Genomic DNA, 16,517 nt, shown 5'->3' with positions numbered 1-16,517 from the left:
CGCGCGACCAGGCCGCCGGGCGCCCGGCCGGCCGGCTCCTCGTCGAGCGCGGGCGCGGGCGGCAGCGGGCCGCGGAAGAGCAGGAAGTCCAGGCCGAACACCACGGTGGCGCCGGCCAGCAGGGTGAGGACCAGCCCGAGCGTGTGGCCGGTGCCGGTGACGCCGCCGTGCGGGACGAGGACGACGGCGCCGTACATGAGCAGCAGCGCCAGACCGGACAGCAGGGACGACAGGACGGCCACGGCACCGGCGGTGCGGCGGGTGGCGCCGGCGGTGCGGAACTGGCGGAACGCGAAGCCCGCGGACACGGCGGACCCGGCCGGCAGGCTGAAGGAGATCGCGGAGCGGGTGAAGGTGACCGCGACGGCCCGGGGCACCGACATCCGCACCCCGAAACCGGCGAGGAGGCGGCGCTGCTGGAGGGCGAAGTGCCGCAGGGAGACCAGCTCGGCCACCGCGGCGAGGACCAGCCACCAGGGGCTCGCGGAGGCGATGGTGGCGGCGATCTGGTCCGGGTCGGGCAGTTTGTCCTTGAGCGTGACCGTGGCCACACCCAGCACGACGAGCAGCGCGGCGATCCGCAGCGCCCGCTTCGTGCTCATGCCGAGAACTGTCCCATCCTTTGGTTGCGGCGCGGCCACATGGGCGACAGGAAGTGCGTTGCGCTCGTCACGCACAGAGGGTGAACCCATGCGAGGCTGGAGGCCATGAAGCGCCTGTCGAAGGTCGACCTCCACGACACGTTGCCCAAATCGGAGGCGGGCCTCCGGCTCGCGGCGGCCCAAGAGCGGCTGCTGCGGCTCCGGCTGACGCTCGGCGGGCAGATCGGTGGCGGCAAGGCGCGGCTCGGACCGCCGCTGTGCGTGGTGTTCGAGGGCTGGGACGCCTCCGGCAAGGGCGGCTCGATCAAGCGGCTCGTCGACCACCTCGACCCGCGGCACGTGCGGGTGGCGCAGTTCGCGGCGCCGACGTACGACGAGAAGCGGCACCACTTCCTGTGGCGGTTCTGGCCGGCGCTGCCGGGCTGGGGCGGGATGACGGTCCTGGACCGGTCCTGGTATGGCCGGGTCCTCGTCGAACGCGTCGAGCAGTTCGCGACCGAGGAGCAGTGGAGCCGCGCCTACGAGGAGATCGTCGAGTTCGAGCGGACGCTCGCCGCCGAGGGCATGGTCATCGTGAAGTTCTGGATGCACATCTCCGGCAAGGAGCAGCTGCGCCGCTTCCAGAGCCGGCGCGACGACCCGCTGCGCTCGTGGAAGCTCACCGACGAGGACTGGCGCAACCGGGAGAAGCGGCCCGCGTACAAGCAGGCGGTGGAGGACATGCTGGCCCGCACCGACCACCCGGCCGGGCCGTGGCACGTCATCCCCGGCAACGACAAGCCCACGGCCCGGGTGCTCGTGGTGGAGCAGGTGTGCGCCGCGGTCGAGGAGGCCCTGGACCGCCACGGGCTCGAACTACCGGGCTGACGCGCCGCCGTCGACGTACATCACCTCGCCGGTCATGAAGCTGGACGCCTCGGAGCCGAGGAACAGCACGGCCTTCGCGATCTCGTCGGGGGTGGCGGGCCGGCCGAGCGGGACGCCCGCCACCAGATCGGACGAGCCGGTGGACGTCTCGTACCGCTGCAGCATCGGCGTCTGGACGGGCCCCGGCGCGACGGCGTTGACCCGGATGCCGGTGCCGGCCGCCTCCAGGGCCGCCGAGCGGGTGAGCCCGTCGACCGCGTGCTTGCTGGCGACGTAGACGGCCGAGCCGGGCGCGCCCTGGTGGCCGAGCACCGACGAGACGTTGACGATGCTGCCGTGGCCCTGCTCGGCCATCACCCGCAGCTCGTGCTTCATGCTCAGCAGGGTGCCGAGCACGTTGGTGTCGAAGGTCGCGGCGTAGGTGTCGGCGGTCTGCTCCACCACGGCGCCCGGGGTGCCCTCGGTGCCGGCGTTGTTGACCGCGACGTCGAGGGAGCCGAAGCGCGTGACGGTGTCGTCGACCAGCTGGCGGACGTCATCCTCGCGGCGCACGTCGGCGTGCATGAAGACGGCGCCGGCGGGCAGCTCGGCGTCGTGGCGGCCGGCGACCACCACGTCCGCGCCCTGGCCCGCGAACGCCTCGGCGGTGGCCCGTCCGATGCCGGTGAGGCCACCGGTGATCAGCACAGTTGTCATGCGCGGGTAGGTCCCCCGCGACGCACCCGATATGCCTAGCTGTGCTCGCGGATGTACTGCTGCGGGTCCTTGTCGCGGAACGTGAGGCCCTTGCCGCTCGGGTGCTCGCCGTAGAACGTGAGCCACTGCGCGCCGAGCGACACCCGCAGGTCCATGCCGGCGTGCTTGCGGAAGTCGGGCAGCACCTCGTCCTCCTCCTCGGCGAGGTGCTCGCTGTTCTCGGTGCGGGCCTCCCACACCGCCTTCCACCATTCGTCGGAGCCGACCGCCTGGGAGCGGGCCGCCTCGATCGCGTCCCGGATCTTGTTGTGGTCCCGGATCGCGTCGTCGGTCTCCTCGTCGGCGTCGTCGGAGCGCTTGAGCAGGTGCGGGTACAGGATCCGCTCCTCCGCCTCGGCGTGGATCTCCAGGTGCAGGGCCAGGGACTCCCACACGGCGGTGAGCTGCTCCTCGCCGCGGGCGTCGTCGAGGCGGGCGAAGCCGCGGCGGAACGCGTGGTGGTCGTCCAGGATGAGCGCGGTAATGTCCTCCATGCCCGCATCATCACCCACAGGGCGATATCCGAAACGTGCTCCGCCATGATGTCCCGATGAACACGCTGCGCGCGAGACTTCCCGACTGGTTCGCCGGCGGGCTGCTGGCCGTGGCCGTCCTGTGCGCCGTCGCCGCGGTCTCCGCGGCGCTCGGGTCGCGGGTCCACCCCGTGCGGGTCACCGTCGACGCGCTGCTGCTGCCGGCGCCCGCGAACCTCGGCTACGCCGCGATCCTGGCGACCCTCGCCGCCGCCGTGCACAACCGCAAGCGCGTCATCTACTGGATCCTGGCGCTGTTCCTCGGCGCGCAGCTGCTGTTCGACGTGTTCGTGCTGCTCGGCGGCGCCGAGCGCGGCGAGGAGGCGCGGGAGCTGCGGCTGCCGTGGCACGGCGCGGCAGCCGGCCTGGCCAACGCCGTCATCACCTCCGTGCTGCTGGCGCTGCTGTGGCTGGCCCGTGGCGGGTTCTCCGCCCGCGTCCAGCGGGCCAGCCTGCCGAAGGCCCTCGCCACCCTCGGCGTGCTGATCAGCGCGTTCACGCTGCTCGGCTGGGGGCTGGTCGAGCTGTTCCCGGGCTCGCTCGGGCCGGGGGCGGGGCGCCTCGCGTACAGCGGCAAGACCGTCCTCGGTGGAGCGTTCGGCTTCGACGTGGGGCTGCACGGCCGGGCCCCCGGCTGGGTCAACCTGATCCTTGGCGCGTTCGGCGCGATCGCCCTGTTCGCCGCCCTGTTCGCGCTGCTGCGCTCGCAGCGGGCCACCGCGTCGCTGGACGCCGACGAGGAGCGACGCGTCCGGCAGCTGCTCGCCGCGCACGGCCGCCGCGACTCGCTCGGCTACTTCGCGACCCGCCGGGACAAGGAGGTCGTGTTCTCCCCCACCGGGCGTGCCGCCGTCACGTACCGGGTGGTCTTCGGCGTCTCCCTCGCCAGCGGCGACCCACTCGGCGAGCCCGACGCGTGGCCGCCGGCGATCGAGGCGTGGCTGCGGGAGGCCCGCGACTACGCGTGGACCCCGGCGGTGATGGGCGCGAGCGAGGAGGGCGCGACCGCGTACGCCCGCGCCGGGCTGCGCGTCATCCAGCTCGGCGACGAGGCGGTCCTGCACGTCCGCGACTTCGACCTCGAGGCGCCGCGGCTGCGGCAGGTCCGCCAGGCGGTGCACCGGGTCGAGCGGGCCGGTTACACGGTGCGGATCCGCCGGCACGCCGACATCGGCGCGCAGGAGATGGCGCGGATCATCGAGCTCGCCGCCCGCTGGCGCGACACGGAGACCGAGCGCGGCTTCTCGATGGCGCTCGGCCGGCTCGGCGACCCCAACGACGGCCAGTGCGTGCTCGTCGAGGCGCACAACCGCGACGGCCGGGAGGTGGCGCTGCTGTCGTTCACGCCGTGGGGCGCCGACGGCCTGTCCCTCGATCTCATGCGCCGCGACCGGGCCAGCGACAACGGCCTGGTCGAGCACATGGTGGCGACGCTGATGCGGGAGGCGCCGCGCCTCGGTGTCGAGCGGGTGTCGCTGAACTTCGCCGTGTTCCGGGCCGTGTTCGAGGAGGGGGCGCGGATCGGCGCGGGGCCGGTGCTGCGGCTGTGGCGGACGCTGCTGCTGTTCGCGTCCCGCTGGTTCCAGCTGGAGTCGTTGTACCGCTCCAACGTGAAGTACAACCCGCAGTGGCTGCCGCGGTTCCTGTGCTTCGAGGACGTCCGGGACCTCGCGAAGGTCGGCCTCGCGTCGGCGGCGGCCGAGGGGTTCCTGGTCGTGCCCAACCTGCGCACCCTGCTGCGGCGGGGCACGCCGGTCTCCAGCGAGGCGCCGCGGGCGCTGATCGAGGTCGAGCCCGCCCCCGCCGTCCAGGACCGGCGGCCGGAGCAGGTCAGGGTCCGGCTCGCCAAGCTCGAGGCGCTGCGCCGGGACGGCATCGACCCGTATCCGCCGGGGTTCGCCCGCACCCACGAGATCGCCGCGATCCGGGCGGCGCACCCAGGCCTCGCGCCCGACGTCAGCACCGGTGAGCGGGTCAGCGTCGCCGGGCGGGTGGTGCGGCTGCGCGACCAAGGCGCCCTGTGCTTCGCCACCCTGCGCGACTGGTCCGGCGACCTGCAGGTCATGATCAGCGGCGACCCGTCGTTCGCGGCCACGGTCGACCTCGGCGACCACGTCGGTGTCGGCGGCGTCGTCGGCACGACGAAACGCGGCGAGCTGTCGGTCATGGCGGACGGTTGGTGCCTGACGGCCAAGTGCCTGCGCCCCCTGCCGGACAAGCACCGCGGGCTCGCGGACCCGGAGGCGCTGGTCCGGCAGCGGCACGTCGACCTGATCGTCAACTCGACGCCCCGTGACATGGTGCGGCTGCGCTCCGCGGTCGGCTTCGCGCTGCGCGCCGCCCTGCACGGCCGCGACTTCGTCGAGGTGGAGACGCCGGTGCTGCAACGGGTGCACGGCGGCGCCAACGCCCGACCGTTCGTGACCCACTCCAACGCCTACGACATGCCGCTCTTCCTGCGGATCGCGCCCGAGCTGTACCTCAAGCGCCTCGCCGTCGGCGGGGTCGAGCGGGTCTTCGAGATCGGCCGCAACTTCCGCAACGAGGGTGTCGACGCCACCCACAACCCCGAGTTCACGATGCTGGAGGCCTACGAGGCGTACGGCGACTACACCACGATGCGCGACCTGGCCCGCTCGCTGATCCTCGCCGCCGCCGAGGCGGGCCCCGGGTGCCTGCTCACCCGCGGCGACGAGGTCGTCGACCTGCGCGACGAGTGGCCGGTGGTGCCGGTGTACGAGGCGGTCTCCCGGGCGGCGGGCGCGACGGTCACGCCGGACGCCTCCGTCGACGATCTTCGGGCGGTCGCGGACCGGCACGGTGTCGGGTGGCAGGAGGGGTGGACCCACGGCCAGATCGTCCTCGAGCTCTACGAGCATCTGGTCGAGGGCGCCACGGTCCGGCCCACGTTCTACACGGACTTCCCCGTCGACGTGTCGCCGCTGACCCGCCAGCACCGCGACGACCCGCGCCTCGCCGAGCGCTGGGACCTGGTCGCGTTCGGGATGGAGCTCGGCACGGCGTACACCGAGCTCGTCGACCCCGTCGAGCTGCGCGCCCGGCTCACGGCCCAGTCGCTGCGGGCGGCGGCCGGCGACCCGGAGGCGATGTCGCTGGACGAGGACTTCCTGGACGCGTTCGAGTTCGCGATGCCGCCGAGCGGCGGGCTGGGCCTCGGCGTCGACCGGCTCGTCATGATGCTGACCGGCCGGACGATCCGCGAGACCTTGCCGTTCCCACTCGTGAAGAAAAGTTCAGGCCGGAATGTTTAAGTCTCGCCCCACGGGGAAATGTGGTTCTAATGCGCGTCACTGACGATAGCCCGACCCTCGACGTGCTCGAGCGTCTGTCGGCCGCCACCGACCGGGTGACCTTCGAGTCGCTCCTGCGCCAGCTCGGGCTGCCCGAGGGCGTGCTCCGGGGCCGGCTCCGCAAGCTCGTGGACCGCGGCTGGGTCGTCGCCGAGCCCGACGACAGCTACGCCATCGGCGTGGTGGCGCTGCGACCGGGCAGCGCCTATCTGCTGGCCGACCGCACCGTCCGGCTCGCGGCGCCGCTGCTGACGCAGCTGCGGGACCGGCTCGACGAGGCGGTGCGCCTGGTGCGTCTCGACCCGCCCGGCATCGTCTGCATCGCGAGCCGGGAGCCGGCGCAGGACACGGCCGGCTCCGCCGTCGGCCGGCGGATGCCCGCATACGCCTCCGCCAGCGGCAAGGCGATCCTCGCCGAGCTGCCCCGGGAGCGGGTCGTCGCGCTGCTGGATCTCGGGTTCGAGGCCCACACCAGCGAGTCCGTCGCCGACCGGGCGACGCTGTTCGAGGAGCTGGCCGAGACCAGGGCCCGCGGATGGGCCTACGAACGCGGCCAGTTCCAGCCGGGGGTCGGCTGCGTCGCGGCGGCCGTGCCCGGCACCACCGACGCGATCAGCGTGGGCGTGCCGCTCGCCCGGCTCACCGACGACCACGCCGTCGAGATCGCCGCCAATCTGGTCCGCACCACCGAAGAACTCGGCGAGGCATTGCGTCGCTGACGCTGACATAGATCCAATTCCGATACCATGGGGTATGAACGTCGAGCGCACCGACCTCCCCGGCATCGGCACGAGCCACGTGGTGACCACCGCCCGTGGCCGCCGGATCGGCATCGTCTCCCACCGCAGCGGGCGGCGTGACCTCGTCATCTACGACAAGGAAGACCCCGATACCAGCGTGGTCTCCGTGGCCCTGTCCGCGGAGGAGTCCAACACGGTCGCCGAGTACCTCGGCACCGCGCGGATCGTGGAGCACCTCGCCGAGCTGCAGCGGCAGGTGACCGGCCTCGTCACCGAGCAGCTGGTGCTGGCGCCGGGCTCGCCGTACGACGGCCGCACCCTCGGCGACACGCAGGCCCGCACCCGCACCGGCGCCTCGATCGTCGCCGTGCTGCGCGGCGGGACCGTGCACACGAGCCCGCGACCCGACTTCGGCCTGGTCGCCGGCGACACGATCGTCGTGGTGGGCACCGCCGCCGGCACCGAGGGCGTCGCGACGCTCCTCACGGACGGATAGGGGCCGCCCGTGCACCACGACACGATCCTCATCGAGCTTGGTGCGGTCATCCTCGCGCTGGGCCTGCTCGGCGCCCTGTCCCTGCGGTTCTCGATCTCCCCCATCCCGCTGTACCTGCTCGCCGGTCTCGCGTTCGGCGCCGGCGGCGTGCTGCCGCTGACCACCAGCACCGAGTTCATCTCCGCCGGCGCGGAGATCGGCGTCATCCTGCTGCTGTTCACGCTCGGCCTGGAGTACACCGCGCCGGAGCTCGTCGGCACCCTGCGCTCCTCCGCACCCGCCGGGCTCATCGACCTCGTGCTCAACGCCGCGCCGGGCGTCGCGGCCGCGCTCATCCTCGGCTGGGGTCCGGTCGCCGCGGTCGCGATGGGCGGCATCACGTACGTGACGTCCTCCGGCATCACCGCGAAGATCCTGTCCGACCTCGGCTGGCTCGGCAACCGCGAGACCCCGGTCGTGCTGTCGCTGCTGGTCTTCGAGGACCTGATGATGGCGCTGTACCTGCCGATCCTGACCGCGCTGCTGGCCGGCGTCGGCCTGCTCGGCGGCACCGCGACCCTCGCCATCGCCGCCGCCACGATCAGCGCCATCCTCCTCGTCGCGCTGCGCTTCGGGCACATCGTGGAGCGGTTCGTCGCCTCCGACAGCGACGAGGTGCTGCTGCTCAAGGTGCTCGGCCTGACCGTGCTCGTCGCGGGCGTGGCCGAGCTGCTGCAGGTGTCCGCGGCCGTCGGGGCGTTCCTCGTCGGCATCGCGCTGTCCGGGCCCCTGGCGCACACCGCGCGGGAGCTGCTGACGCCGCTGCGGGACCTGTTCGCGGCCGTGTTCTTCGTCTTCTTCGGCCTGCAGACCGACCCGCGGGCGCTGCCGCCGGTGCTCGGCGTCGCGGCGCTGCTCGCGCTCGCCGGGATCGTGTCGAAGATGGCGACCGGGTGGATCGCGGCCCGGCGGGCCGGGGTGGCGATCACCGGCCGGATCCGGGCCGGCGCCGCGCTGCTGCCGCACGGCGAGTTCAACATCGTCATCGCGGGGCTCGCGGTCGCGGCCGGCACCAACGCGAAGCTCGGGCCGCTCGCCGCCGCGTACGTGCTCATCCTGGCGATCCTGGGGCCGCTCGCGGCCCGCGCGGCGGAGCCCCTCGCACGGCTCTACCTGCGCAAGCGCAAGCGGCCGGCGACCACGTAACGGCTCGACAAGTCTGCCCGAAATACGGAATTTCCCTTAACTGTCCGCCTTTGCCCAGGTCAGCGTGTTTGGCTCTGCGGCGGAGGTTGCCACGGCAACGCAGCCGTGGCGGACAGGGGGAATCACCATGCTCAAGCACACCAAGCTGCTGCCCGCGGTCGGCGCCGCCGCACTGCTCGCGACGCTCGTCGGCGCGCCGCCGGCGTCGGCCGCGGGCGCCGGCGGCCCCGGCGGGTTCGGCAACGCCACCACCACGTCGAAGAAGGCGCCGTCGGCCGCCTGCAAGGAGCTGACGACCGACGGCGGCTTCGAGGCGCCGAAGGTCAAGGGCGCGGACTGGATGCTGTTCGACGAGGACGACGTGCCGGGCTGGCGCACCGACGACCCGCAGGGCCAGATCGAGATCTGGAAGAGCGGCATGGACGGCGTGCCGGCCCGCTTCGGCAGCCAGTTCGCCGAGCTCAACGCGACCGGCTCCGGCAACTCGATCTACCAGGACATCAAGACCAAGCCCAACTCGAAGATCTACTGGTCCTTCTGGATCCGGGCCCGGGACACCTCCGACGCCAAGGACGTCGACGCCACCCAGATCCACTTCGGCCGCACGCCGAAGAGCGACAACGGCAACGTCAACGGGGTCGGCTCGACCTTCGCGTACATGAACACCGCGACCGACGTCTCGTGGCGGCGGCTGTCCGGCTGGTACCAGACGGGCTCCAACCAGACGATGACCCGGGTGACGCTCACGGCCGTCGAGAGCGCCTCGACCGACGAGGGCTACGGCAACCTGGTCGACGGTCTCACCATCGTCGACAACAAGAAGTGCATCTAGTCCGGCCGAACGGTCGTGGATCGCTGCTCCGGCCGGCGGTCCACGACCCGGCGCGGGTCAGCTGCGCGCCTCCCACGTGATCTTCACGACCGCGACGGCGCCCATGGCCGAGTTCGGGGTGTCGGTGGCCATCCGGTAGTTGAACCGGAAGACCGTCGTGCCGGCGACGTTCCCCGCCGGGGTCCAGCCGGAGGACACGCTCGTGGTGCCGGCCGCACTGTAGGTGCTCTTCACGGTGAAGTCCGACAGCATGCGCCCAGCGGTGACCACGGTGTCGGCCGTGTTGCCGAAGATCGTCGTGCCGGTCAGGCCGGTGCAGGACGCGCCCGAGCCGAAGATGCCGGTGCCGGCCGCCTTCTCGACGCTCCAGTTGAGGTACGGCATCGTGCCGCCACCGCCACCGCCCGGCGTGTCGGTGGCGTCCCCGCTCGCGACGTAGAGCTGCACGGGCGCCGACGGGGTCACGGTGCCGGTCCACGACACGGTGATGCACGCGGATCCGCCGGCCCCGGGGACCAGGCCGGAGACGTTGAACATCGCGGCGTTGCCGTCGGCGCCGACCCGCCGGACCCGGCCGTCCAGGCGGCGTTGACGCTGGGCGTGCCGCCCACGCAGGCCGTGGCGAGCGTCAGTGCCGTCGGCGCCGCGAGCGAGCCGACCGCCAGGCGGTTGCCGGGGTTGGCGGCGGCGCCGCTGAACGCCGCGTCGGCCACGCTCCACGTGCCCAGCGGGGCGGCGGCCAGCACGGCGGCGGCCGCGGCGCAGCCCGCCGACCGCCGACGCCCCCGAGCCACCATGTACCCAACGTCGGCAGCCGCGGGCCCGGCATGAGGCGCCCGGCCGCGAGCGGGCCCGAGGTCTTGACTCTCAAGTTACGGCGCAGTTACGGTGCTGTTCAATATAAATGCGAGTCTGAATATATATTCAGACGAGATCGCTCCCCTACTGGCAGCCCCCAGCACGACGGGGGCCGATGGCGGCTGCCCAACTCCGGAAGGAACGTGCCAATGCGAGCGCGAACGCTCCGCAGGTGCCTGGTCGCCGCGGCCCTGGCAGTGACCCTGCCGCTCACGGCCGCGACCGCCGCCCTGGCCGCCGACGAGGACGGCGACTCCCAGGGCCAGCAGTCCCAGGGCGCATCGGTCACCAAGCCGCGCATCATCGTCTCGCAGGACGGCGAGGTGGACGACATGGACTCGTTCATCCGCTTCCTGTACTACTCGAACGAGTTCGACATCCAGGGCATCGTCTACTCGAGCTCGCAGTACCACTACGCCGGCGACGGCGCGGGCGTGCAGCCGTTCCGCTGGACCGGCACCGAGTGGCTCAACCACTACATCGACCTGTACGAGCAGATCTACCCGAACCTGCGCAAGCACGCGGACGGCTACCCGAGCCCCGCGAAGCTCCGCTCGCTGTACAAGATCGGAAACATCGACAACGTCAGCGAGATGGACAAGGTCACCGAGGGTTCCGAGTTGATCCGGAAGGTGATCCTCGACGACCAGCCCGGCCCGCTGTACATCCAGTCGTGGGGCGGCCTGAACACCACCGCGCGGGCGCTGAAGTCCATCCAGGAGCAGTACCAGAACGACCGCCGGTGGCCGGAGATCCAGCGCAGGATCAGCCAGAAGGTCGTGATCTACAACATCCTGAACCAGGACTCGACCCTCAACGGCTACATCAAGCCCAACTGGCCCGACATGAAGATCGTCGACAACCAGAGCCAGTTCTGGAGCTTCGCCTACCTCTGGACGCGCCAGGTGCCGGCCGCCAACCAGTACGCGCTCAGGGCGCCGTACATGGAGCAGAACTTCCTGACCGGGCACGGCGCGCTGCTGGAGCAGTACCGCACCTACCGCGACGGCAAGCCGACCCCCGGCGACGACCAGAACAACCGCTGGCGGCCGGAGCAGAACCTCACCTACGGCGTGCACGACTTCATCTCCGAGGGCGACTCCCCGTCGTTCATGTACCTGCTCGACTTCAACGGACTGCGCTCGTCGGAGAACCCGACCTACGGCGGCTGGGGCGGCCGGTTCGCCACGAACGCCACCGGCTGGATCGACACCACCGACGTCAACCCGAACACCGGCGCGAACGACCGGGCGTACCCGCAGACCCGGTGGGTCGCCGACCTGCAGAACGACTTCGCGGCGCGGGCCGACTGGGGCGTCACCGCGAAGTACGGCGACGCGAACCACAACCCGGCGGCCTCCGTCCGCGAAGGCCTGGACCTGCGGGCGAAGGCCGGCAAGACGCTGACCCTGCACGGCCGCGGCTCGGACCCGGACGGCGACAGCCTGACCTACCGCTGGTGGGAGTACACCGACGCCGACACCTACGCCGGCACGGTCGCGCTCTCCGGCGCGGACACGGCGACCACGTCGTTCACCGTCCCCGCCGACGCCAAGCCGGGTGACACCATCCACCTCGTCCTCGAGGTCACCGACAACGGCGCCCCCGCGCTCAAGCACTACCAGCGGGTCATCGTCACGGTGAAGTAGGCGGAACAGGTTTCAGGTTCAGGGCCTTCAGGGCCGGCCCAGTCGCTGGGTCGGCCCTGTCGGCTTTGCGGGGGAACATTGGGGTAACAGTCGGAAGACATCACGCTGGAATCGGGAGGCGTCACAATGTCCGTCCAGCTCAATCACACGATTGTCGCGGCCCGCGACAAGGAGACATCGGCCGGTTTCCTGGCGGCGATGCTGGGGGTGCCGGTGGGCCGGCGCTTCGGTCCGTTCGTCCCGGTCGAGGTGAGCAACGGCGTCACCCTGGACTTCGCCGACACCGGCGACCGGCCGGTCACCGCTCAGCACTACGCGTTCCTGGTGTCGGAGCCCGAGTTCGACGCCATCTTCGGCCGCATCAAGCAGGCCGGGGTGGCCTACTACGCCGATCCGCACCACGATCAGCCGCAGGAGATCAACCACCGCGACGGCGGGCGGGGCGTGTACTTCGACGATCCCAGCGGACACAACATGGAGATCCTCACGCGCCCGTACGGCAGCGGATCCGCCTGATGCTCCATTTCCTGTGACCTGATACATAACGTGCTTTTATAAGTGCGTGATACAAATTGGAGCATGGTCCTTGTTGACTCCGCGCGGCTGACGACTGCCGTCGAGCGGCTCTTCAGCCTGCTCCGGCAGGGCAACCCGCCCAACGACATCAGCCTGACCGCCGCGTCCACGCTGCGCCGGCTGGAGCGGGAGGGGCCGCGCCGGCTCACCGAGCTCGCCGCCGCGGAGGGCGTCACGCAGCCCGCGATGACGCAGCTCGCCCAGCGCCTCGAGCGTGACGGCCTCGCCGAGCGCACGCCCGACCCCACCGACGGCCGGGTCGTGCTCGTGCGGGTCACCCTGGCCGGCCGCGACCTGCTCGCCCGCCGCCGGGAGGTGCGCGCCGCGCACCTGCAGGACCTGCTGTCCTCGCTGTCCGCAGACGACCAGGCGCTGCTCGCGGCCGCGCTGCCGGCGCTGGAAAGGCTCGCACCGTGACCTCGACGCTTCCCGGCCTCCGCGGCGCCCTGGTCGGCGGGACCGACCACCCGCACTACAAGTGGGTCGCGCTGTCCAACACCACCCTCGGCATGCTGATCGCCACGATCAACTCCTCGATCGTGCTCATCTCGCTGCCCGCCATCTTCAACGGCATCCACCTCGACCCGCTCAGCCCCGGCAACGTCAGCTACCTGCTGTGGATGCTCATGGGCTACATGCTCGTCAGCGCCGTCCTCGTGGTGACCCTCGGCCGCCTCGGCGACATGTACGGCCGCGTCCGCATCTACAACGCCGGCTTCGCACTGTTCACGATCACCTCGATCGCGCTGTCCCTCGACCCGTTCGACGGCGGCGGCGGCGCCCTGTGGCTGATCGGCTGGCGCGTCCTGCAGGCCGTCGGCGGCTCGATGCTCATGGCCAACTCCGCCGCGATCCTCACCGACGCCTTCCCGGCCGCCCAGCGCGGCATGGCCCTCGGCGTCAACATCGTCGCCGGCATCGCCGGCTCCTTCATCGGCCTGGTCCTCGGCGGCCTCCTCGCCGAGTGGAACTGGCGCGCCATCTTCTGGGTCAACGTCCCCATCGGCGTGATCGGCACCATCTGGGCGTACCGCTCGCTGCACGACACCGGCCTGCGCCGGCCCGGCCGCATCGACTGGTGGGGCAACCTCACCTTCGCCGTCGGCCTCACCGCCCTGCTCGCCGGCATCACGTACGGCATCCAGCCCTACGGCGGCCACAGTCAGGGCTGGACCAACCCGTGGGTGCTCGCCGGTCTCATCGGCGGCGTCGCCGTGCTCGGCCTCTTCGCCTGGATCGAGACCCGCGTCGACTCGCCGATGTTCCCCCTCGGCCTGTTCCGCAACCGGGCGTTCGCCTCCGGCAACATCGCCGGCCTGCTCGCCTCCATCGCCCGCGGCGGCCTGCAGTTCATGCTGATCATCTGGCTGCAGGGCATCTGGCTGCCGCTGCACGGCTACCGCTACGAGGAGACCCCGCTCTGGGCCGGCATCTACCTGCTGCCGCTCACCGTCGGCTTCCTCGCCGCCGGCCCCATCGCCGGCCACCTCTCCGACAAGTACGGCCCGCGCCTCTTCGCCGCCTGCGGCCTGCTCGTCATGGCCCTCTCGTTCGGCGGCCTGCTCATCCTGCCGACCGACTTCAGCTACTGGGCCTTCGCCTTCCTCGTCTTCCTCAACGGCCTCGGCGGCGGCCTCTTCGCCGCCCCCAACACCAGCCTCGTCATGTCCAGCGTCCCCGCCCACCTCCGGGGCGCCGCGTCAGGCATGCGGGCCACGTTCCAGAACGCCGGCATGGTCCTGTCCATCGGCGTCTTCTTCTCCCTGATGGTCGCCGGTCTCTCCAGCTCCCTCCCCTCGACCCTCGACACCGGCCTCACCGCCCAGGGCGTGCCGGCCTCCGCCGCGCACACCATCGCCAACCTCCCGCCGGTCGGCACCCTCTTCGCCGCCTTCCTGGGCTACAACCCGATCGCCGCCCTGCTCGGCCCGCAGCTGCTGGCCCAGCTCCCGGCCGCGAACGCCACCACCCTCACCGGCCGCGAGTTCTTCCCCCACCTGGTCTCCGGCCCCTTCCACGACGGCCTGGTCGTCGTCTTCTGGCTGGCCATCGCCATGTCGGTCGTCGGAGCCCTCGCCTCGCTCATCAAAACCCCCCGGGGGCCGGAGAACGCGGTCGCTGAGTAACGCCACGGACCCAGCGACCCCAGAAAACGGGCCGGCGCCTCTGTGGGGAGGCGCCGGCCCGTCTGGCTGTGGCGACGGAGGTGTGACAGGTCAGGTGCGGGGGTGGCCGGTGATGCCGTCGAGGATGGTGGTCAGGGTGTGGTGGAAGGTCTCGCCGGCGTCGAGGTGGGCGCCGTCGTGGACGAGGCGGGAGACGGTGGGGTAGCGGCCCGTTTCGAGCATGCGGGTCAGGTAGGGGCCGAGGGCGGCCTGCCAGGCGGACACGTCGGTCCCGGTGGAGCGGGCGGTGCGGCGCTCGGTGATCTCGCGGCGGAGCGATCCGACGACGAAGGCGTTGAGGGCGCCCAGGGCCCGCTGGAGGTCGTCGACGCCGTGCAGGCCGGTGGCCTGGCTGAGCGCCGCCGCGGTCGACTCGCCCACGGCGAGGGCGTGCGGGCCCAGGTGTGGCCGCGCGCCGAGCAGGTCGGCGAACCACTCGTGCTCCAGGGCGGCGGCGCGGGTCCGGTGGACGATGGCCAGCACCGTGGCCCGCCACCCTGACTCCTGAGCGGAGTCCTGGCCGGGCTCGGCGATCCGGGCGTAGACGGCGTCGACCATCAGGTCCAGCAGCTCGGATCGGTTGGTCACGTAGTCGTACAGCCGCATCGGGCCGACGCCGAGCTCCTTGGCAATCTTGCGCACCGACAGCCCCTCGAGGCCGTCCGCGTCGGCGAGCCGGATCGCCGTGGCGGCGATCTTCGCGCGGCTCAGCGGCACCGGCGCCGCCCGCGGCTGGGGCTCGGGCCGTTCCCAGACTGGCAGCGGTGCGCTACCGTACGGCGTATCCATAAGGTACAGCGTACGGTAAGGGAGACGACGATGCGAATCGCGATCGCCGGTGGCGGCCTCGGCGGGCTGACGCTGGCCCGGATCCTGCACCGGCACGGCATCGGCGCGGTGGTGTACGAGCGCGAGGCGGGCAGGTCCGCGCGGTCCCAGGGCGGGTCGCTCGACCTGCACCCGGAGTCCGGGCAGCGGGCCCTGGCCGACGCGGGCCTCGCCGGCAGGTTCCGGTCCACGGCGCGGCCGGAGGGCGAGGAGCACCGCATCCTCGACCCGGCAGGACGCGTGCTCGTGCACCACACGCCACGGCCCGGCTCGTTCGACGGACGCCCGGAGATCGACCGCGCCGCGCTGCGCGACCTGCTGCTCGACTCGGTCCCCGGCGACACGGTGGCCTGGCGGCACCGGCTCGTCGCGGCGACGCCGCGCCCCGGCGGAGGGTTCGAGCTGGCGTTCGACGGCGGCGACCGGGCCGGCTGCGACCTCCTCGTCGGCGCGGACGGCGCGCGCTCGGCCGCCCGGTCGCTGCTGACCGACGCGCCCCTGTCCTGCGTGGCCGTCCTGGTCGAGCTGAGCATCCGCGACGCGGACCGGCGCCACCCCGACCTCGCCGAGCTGGTCGGCCCCGGAAACCTCTGGTGCATCGGCGTACGCCGGATCCTGGCGGCTCAGCGCCTCGGCGACGGCACCATCCGGGTCGGGATCTCCCTACCCGCCGACGATCTGCCCGCTGAGGATCTGGGCGCGGACGATCGCCTGCACACCTACCGCAGCAAGCCCGCCCTGCTGGAGCTGTTCGACGGCTGGGACCCCGCCCTCACCGCACTCATCGAGGCCGGCGACGGCCCGACGATGCGCAGGATCGAGGCGATGCCCACCGGCACCCGCTGGGCCCACCGGCCGGGCGTCACCCTCATCGGCGACGCCGCGCACCTCATGCCGCCGGTCGGCGAGGGCGCCAACCAGGCGATGCTCGACGCGGCCGAGCTCGCCGCCGCGCTCGCCGCCGGTCCCGCCGACCCCGACGCGGCGATCCGGACGTACGAGGAGGCGATGTTCACCCGGATCCACCCGATCGCCGAGATGTCCGCGCGGGTCCAGGCGATGATGCTGTCCCCCACCGCGGCCGACGACATCGTCCGCTTCTTCACGCGGCCCGCCGAGCCCGCCGCCGCGGGCTGACGA

The 16,517-nt window shown here is 72.1% G+C and carries 16 protein-coding genes; 11 read left to right on the top strand and 5 right to left on the bottom strand.

The genetic code is table 11. From position 1 onward, the window contains the following. The coding region (locus tag ABZ321_RS42415; protein WP_354901390.1) for a lysylphosphatidylglycerol synthase domain-containing protein at nt 1-602 on the bottom strand (602 nt) is incomplete at its 3' end. 105 nt (nt 603-707) lie between these two features. Here ABZ321_RS42415 and ABZ321_RS42410 point away from each other — a divergent pair. Next, a complete protein-coding gene (locus ABZ321_RS42410) occupies nt 708-1,469 on the top strand; it encodes a UDP-galactose-lipid carrier transferase (RefSeq protein WP_344502286.1) in 762 nt (253 codons plus the stop codon). Here ABZ321_RS42410 and ABZ321_RS42405 read toward each other — a convergent pair. Both ABZ321_RS42405 and ABZ321_RS42400 read right to left on the bottom strand, forming a co-directional pair. Beyond that, nucleotides 1,458-2,165, bottom strand: coding sequence for an SDR family oxidoreductase (locus ABZ321_RS42405; protein ID WP_344502284.1), 708 nt, complete (start codon nt 2,163-2,165; stop codon nt 1,458-1,460). The two genes, ABZ321_RS42410 and ABZ321_RS42405, sit on opposite strands and share 12 nt — an antisense overlap. Before the next feature lie 35 nt (nt 2,166-2,200). Then, on the bottom strand, nt 2,201-2,698 hold the full coding sequence (locus tag ABZ321_RS42400; RefSeq protein ID WP_354901388.1) for a hemerythrin domain-containing protein: 498 nt from the start codon (nt 2,696-2,698) through the stop codon (nt 2,201-2,203). A gap of 56 nt (nt 2,699-2,754) precedes the next feature. Here ABZ321_RS42400 and lysX point away from each other — a divergent pair, with 56 nt between their 5' ends. The 5 genes from lysX to ABZ321_RS42375 all read left to right on the top strand — a co-directional run bounded on the left by lysX (nt 2,755) and on the right by ABZ321_RS42375 (nt 9,301). After that, nucleotides 2,755-6,009 (top strand): bifunctional lysylphosphatidylglycerol synthetase/lysine--tRNA ligase LysX, encoded by a 3,255-nt coding sequence (lysX, locus tag ABZ321_RS42395; protein ID WP_354901386.1) that lies wholly within the window; start codon nt 2,755-2,757, stop codon nt 6,007-6,009. A 29-nt stretch (nt 6,010-6,038) separates the two neighbouring features. Beyond that, on the top strand, nt 6,039-6,767 hold the full coding sequence (locus ABZ321_RS42390) for an IclR family transcriptional regulator (RefSeq protein ID WP_354901384.1): 729 nt from the start codon (nt 6,039-6,041) through the stop codon (nt 6,765-6,767). 34 nt (nt 6,768-6,801) lie between these two features. After that, nucleotides 6,802-7,284: a cation:proton antiporter regulatory subunit gene (locus ABZ321_RS42385; protein WP_344502280.1), complete on the top strand. Its 483-nt coding sequence runs from the start codon at nt 6,802-6,804 to the stop codon at nt 7,282-7,284. A gap of 9 nt (nt 7,285-7,293) precedes the next feature. Then, nucleotides 7,294-8,469, top strand: a complete 1,176-nt coding sequence (locus ABZ321_RS42380) for a cation:proton antiporter (RefSeq protein ID WP_344502279.1) — start codon at nt 7,294-7,296, stop codon at nt 8,467-8,469. Nucleotides 8,470-8,596: 127 nt separating this feature from the next. Next, a complete protein-coding gene (locus ABZ321_RS42375) occupies nt 8,597-9,301 on the top strand; it encodes a hypothetical protein (protein ID WP_344502277.1) in 705 nt (234 codons plus the stop codon). A 57-nt stretch (nt 9,302-9,358) separates the two neighbouring features. Here the strand turns inward: ABZ321_RS42375 and ABZ321_RS42370 are convergent, their stop codons facing one another. Further along, nucleotides 9,359-9,838: a hypothetical protein gene (locus ABZ321_RS42370; protein ID WP_354901381.1), complete on the bottom strand. Its 480-nt coding sequence runs from the start codon at nt 9,836-9,838 to the stop codon at nt 9,359-9,361. Nucleotides 9,839-10,308: 470 nt separating this feature from the next. On the opposite strand from ABZ321_RS42370, the gene ABZ321_RS42365 reads away from it, so the two are divergent. The 4 genes from ABZ321_RS42365 to ABZ321_RS42350 all read left to right on the top strand — a co-directional run bounded on the left by ABZ321_RS42365 (nt 10,309) and on the right by ABZ321_RS42350 (nt 14,510). Then, on the top strand, nt 10,309-11,808 hold the full coding sequence (locus ABZ321_RS42365) for a nucleoside hydrolase-like domain-containing protein (RefSeq protein ID WP_344502275.1): 1,500 nt from the start codon (nt 10,309-10,311) through the stop codon (nt 11,806-11,808). Between the two features lie 126 nt (nt 11,809-11,934). Continuing rightward, a complete protein-coding gene (locus ABZ321_RS42360; protein WP_344502274.1) occupies nt 11,935-12,324 on the top strand; it encodes a VOC family protein in 390 nt (129 codons plus the stop codon). Between the two features lie 63 nt (nt 12,325-12,387). Further along, nucleotides 12,388-12,801, top strand: a complete 414-nt coding sequence (locus ABZ321_RS42355; protein WP_344502273.1) for a MarR family transcriptional regulator — start codon at nt 12,388-12,390, stop codon at nt 12,799-12,801. Then, nucleotides 12,798-14,510, top strand: coding sequence for an MFS transporter (locus ABZ321_RS42350; RefSeq protein ID WP_354901379.1), 1,713 nt, complete (start codon nt 12,798-12,800; stop codon nt 14,508-14,510). The genes ABZ321_RS42355 and ABZ321_RS42350 overlap by 4 nt, the downstream gene beginning before the upstream one ends. 90 nt (nt 14,511-14,600) lie before the next feature. Here the strand turns inward: ABZ321_RS42350 and ABZ321_RS42345 are convergent, their stop codons facing one another. Next, nucleotides 14,601-15,338: a TetR/AcrR family transcriptional regulator gene (locus ABZ321_RS42345; RefSeq protein ID WP_354901377.1), complete on the bottom strand. Its 738-nt coding sequence runs from the start codon at nt 15,336-15,338 to the stop codon at nt 14,601-14,603. A gap of 30 nt (nt 15,339-15,368) precedes the next feature. On the opposite strand from ABZ321_RS42345, the gene ABZ321_RS42340 reads away from it, so the two are divergent. After that, nucleotides 15,369-16,514 (top strand): FAD-dependent monooxygenase, encoded by a 1,146-nt coding sequence (locus ABZ321_RS42340; protein WP_354901375.1) that lies wholly within the window; start codon nt 15,369-15,371, stop codon nt 16,512-16,514. Nucleotides 16,515-16,517 lie beyond the last annotated feature (3 nt).

It is taken from the genome of Dactylosporangium sp. NPDC006015, from assembly GCF_040614215.1.
Classification (GTDB): Bacteria; Actinomycetota; Actinomycetes; order Mycobacteriales; family Micromonosporaceae; genus Dactylosporangium; species Dactylosporangium maewongense.
Note: the sequence above shows the minus strand (reverse complement) of the source record. Positions and strands in the feature narration are given on the sequence as shown.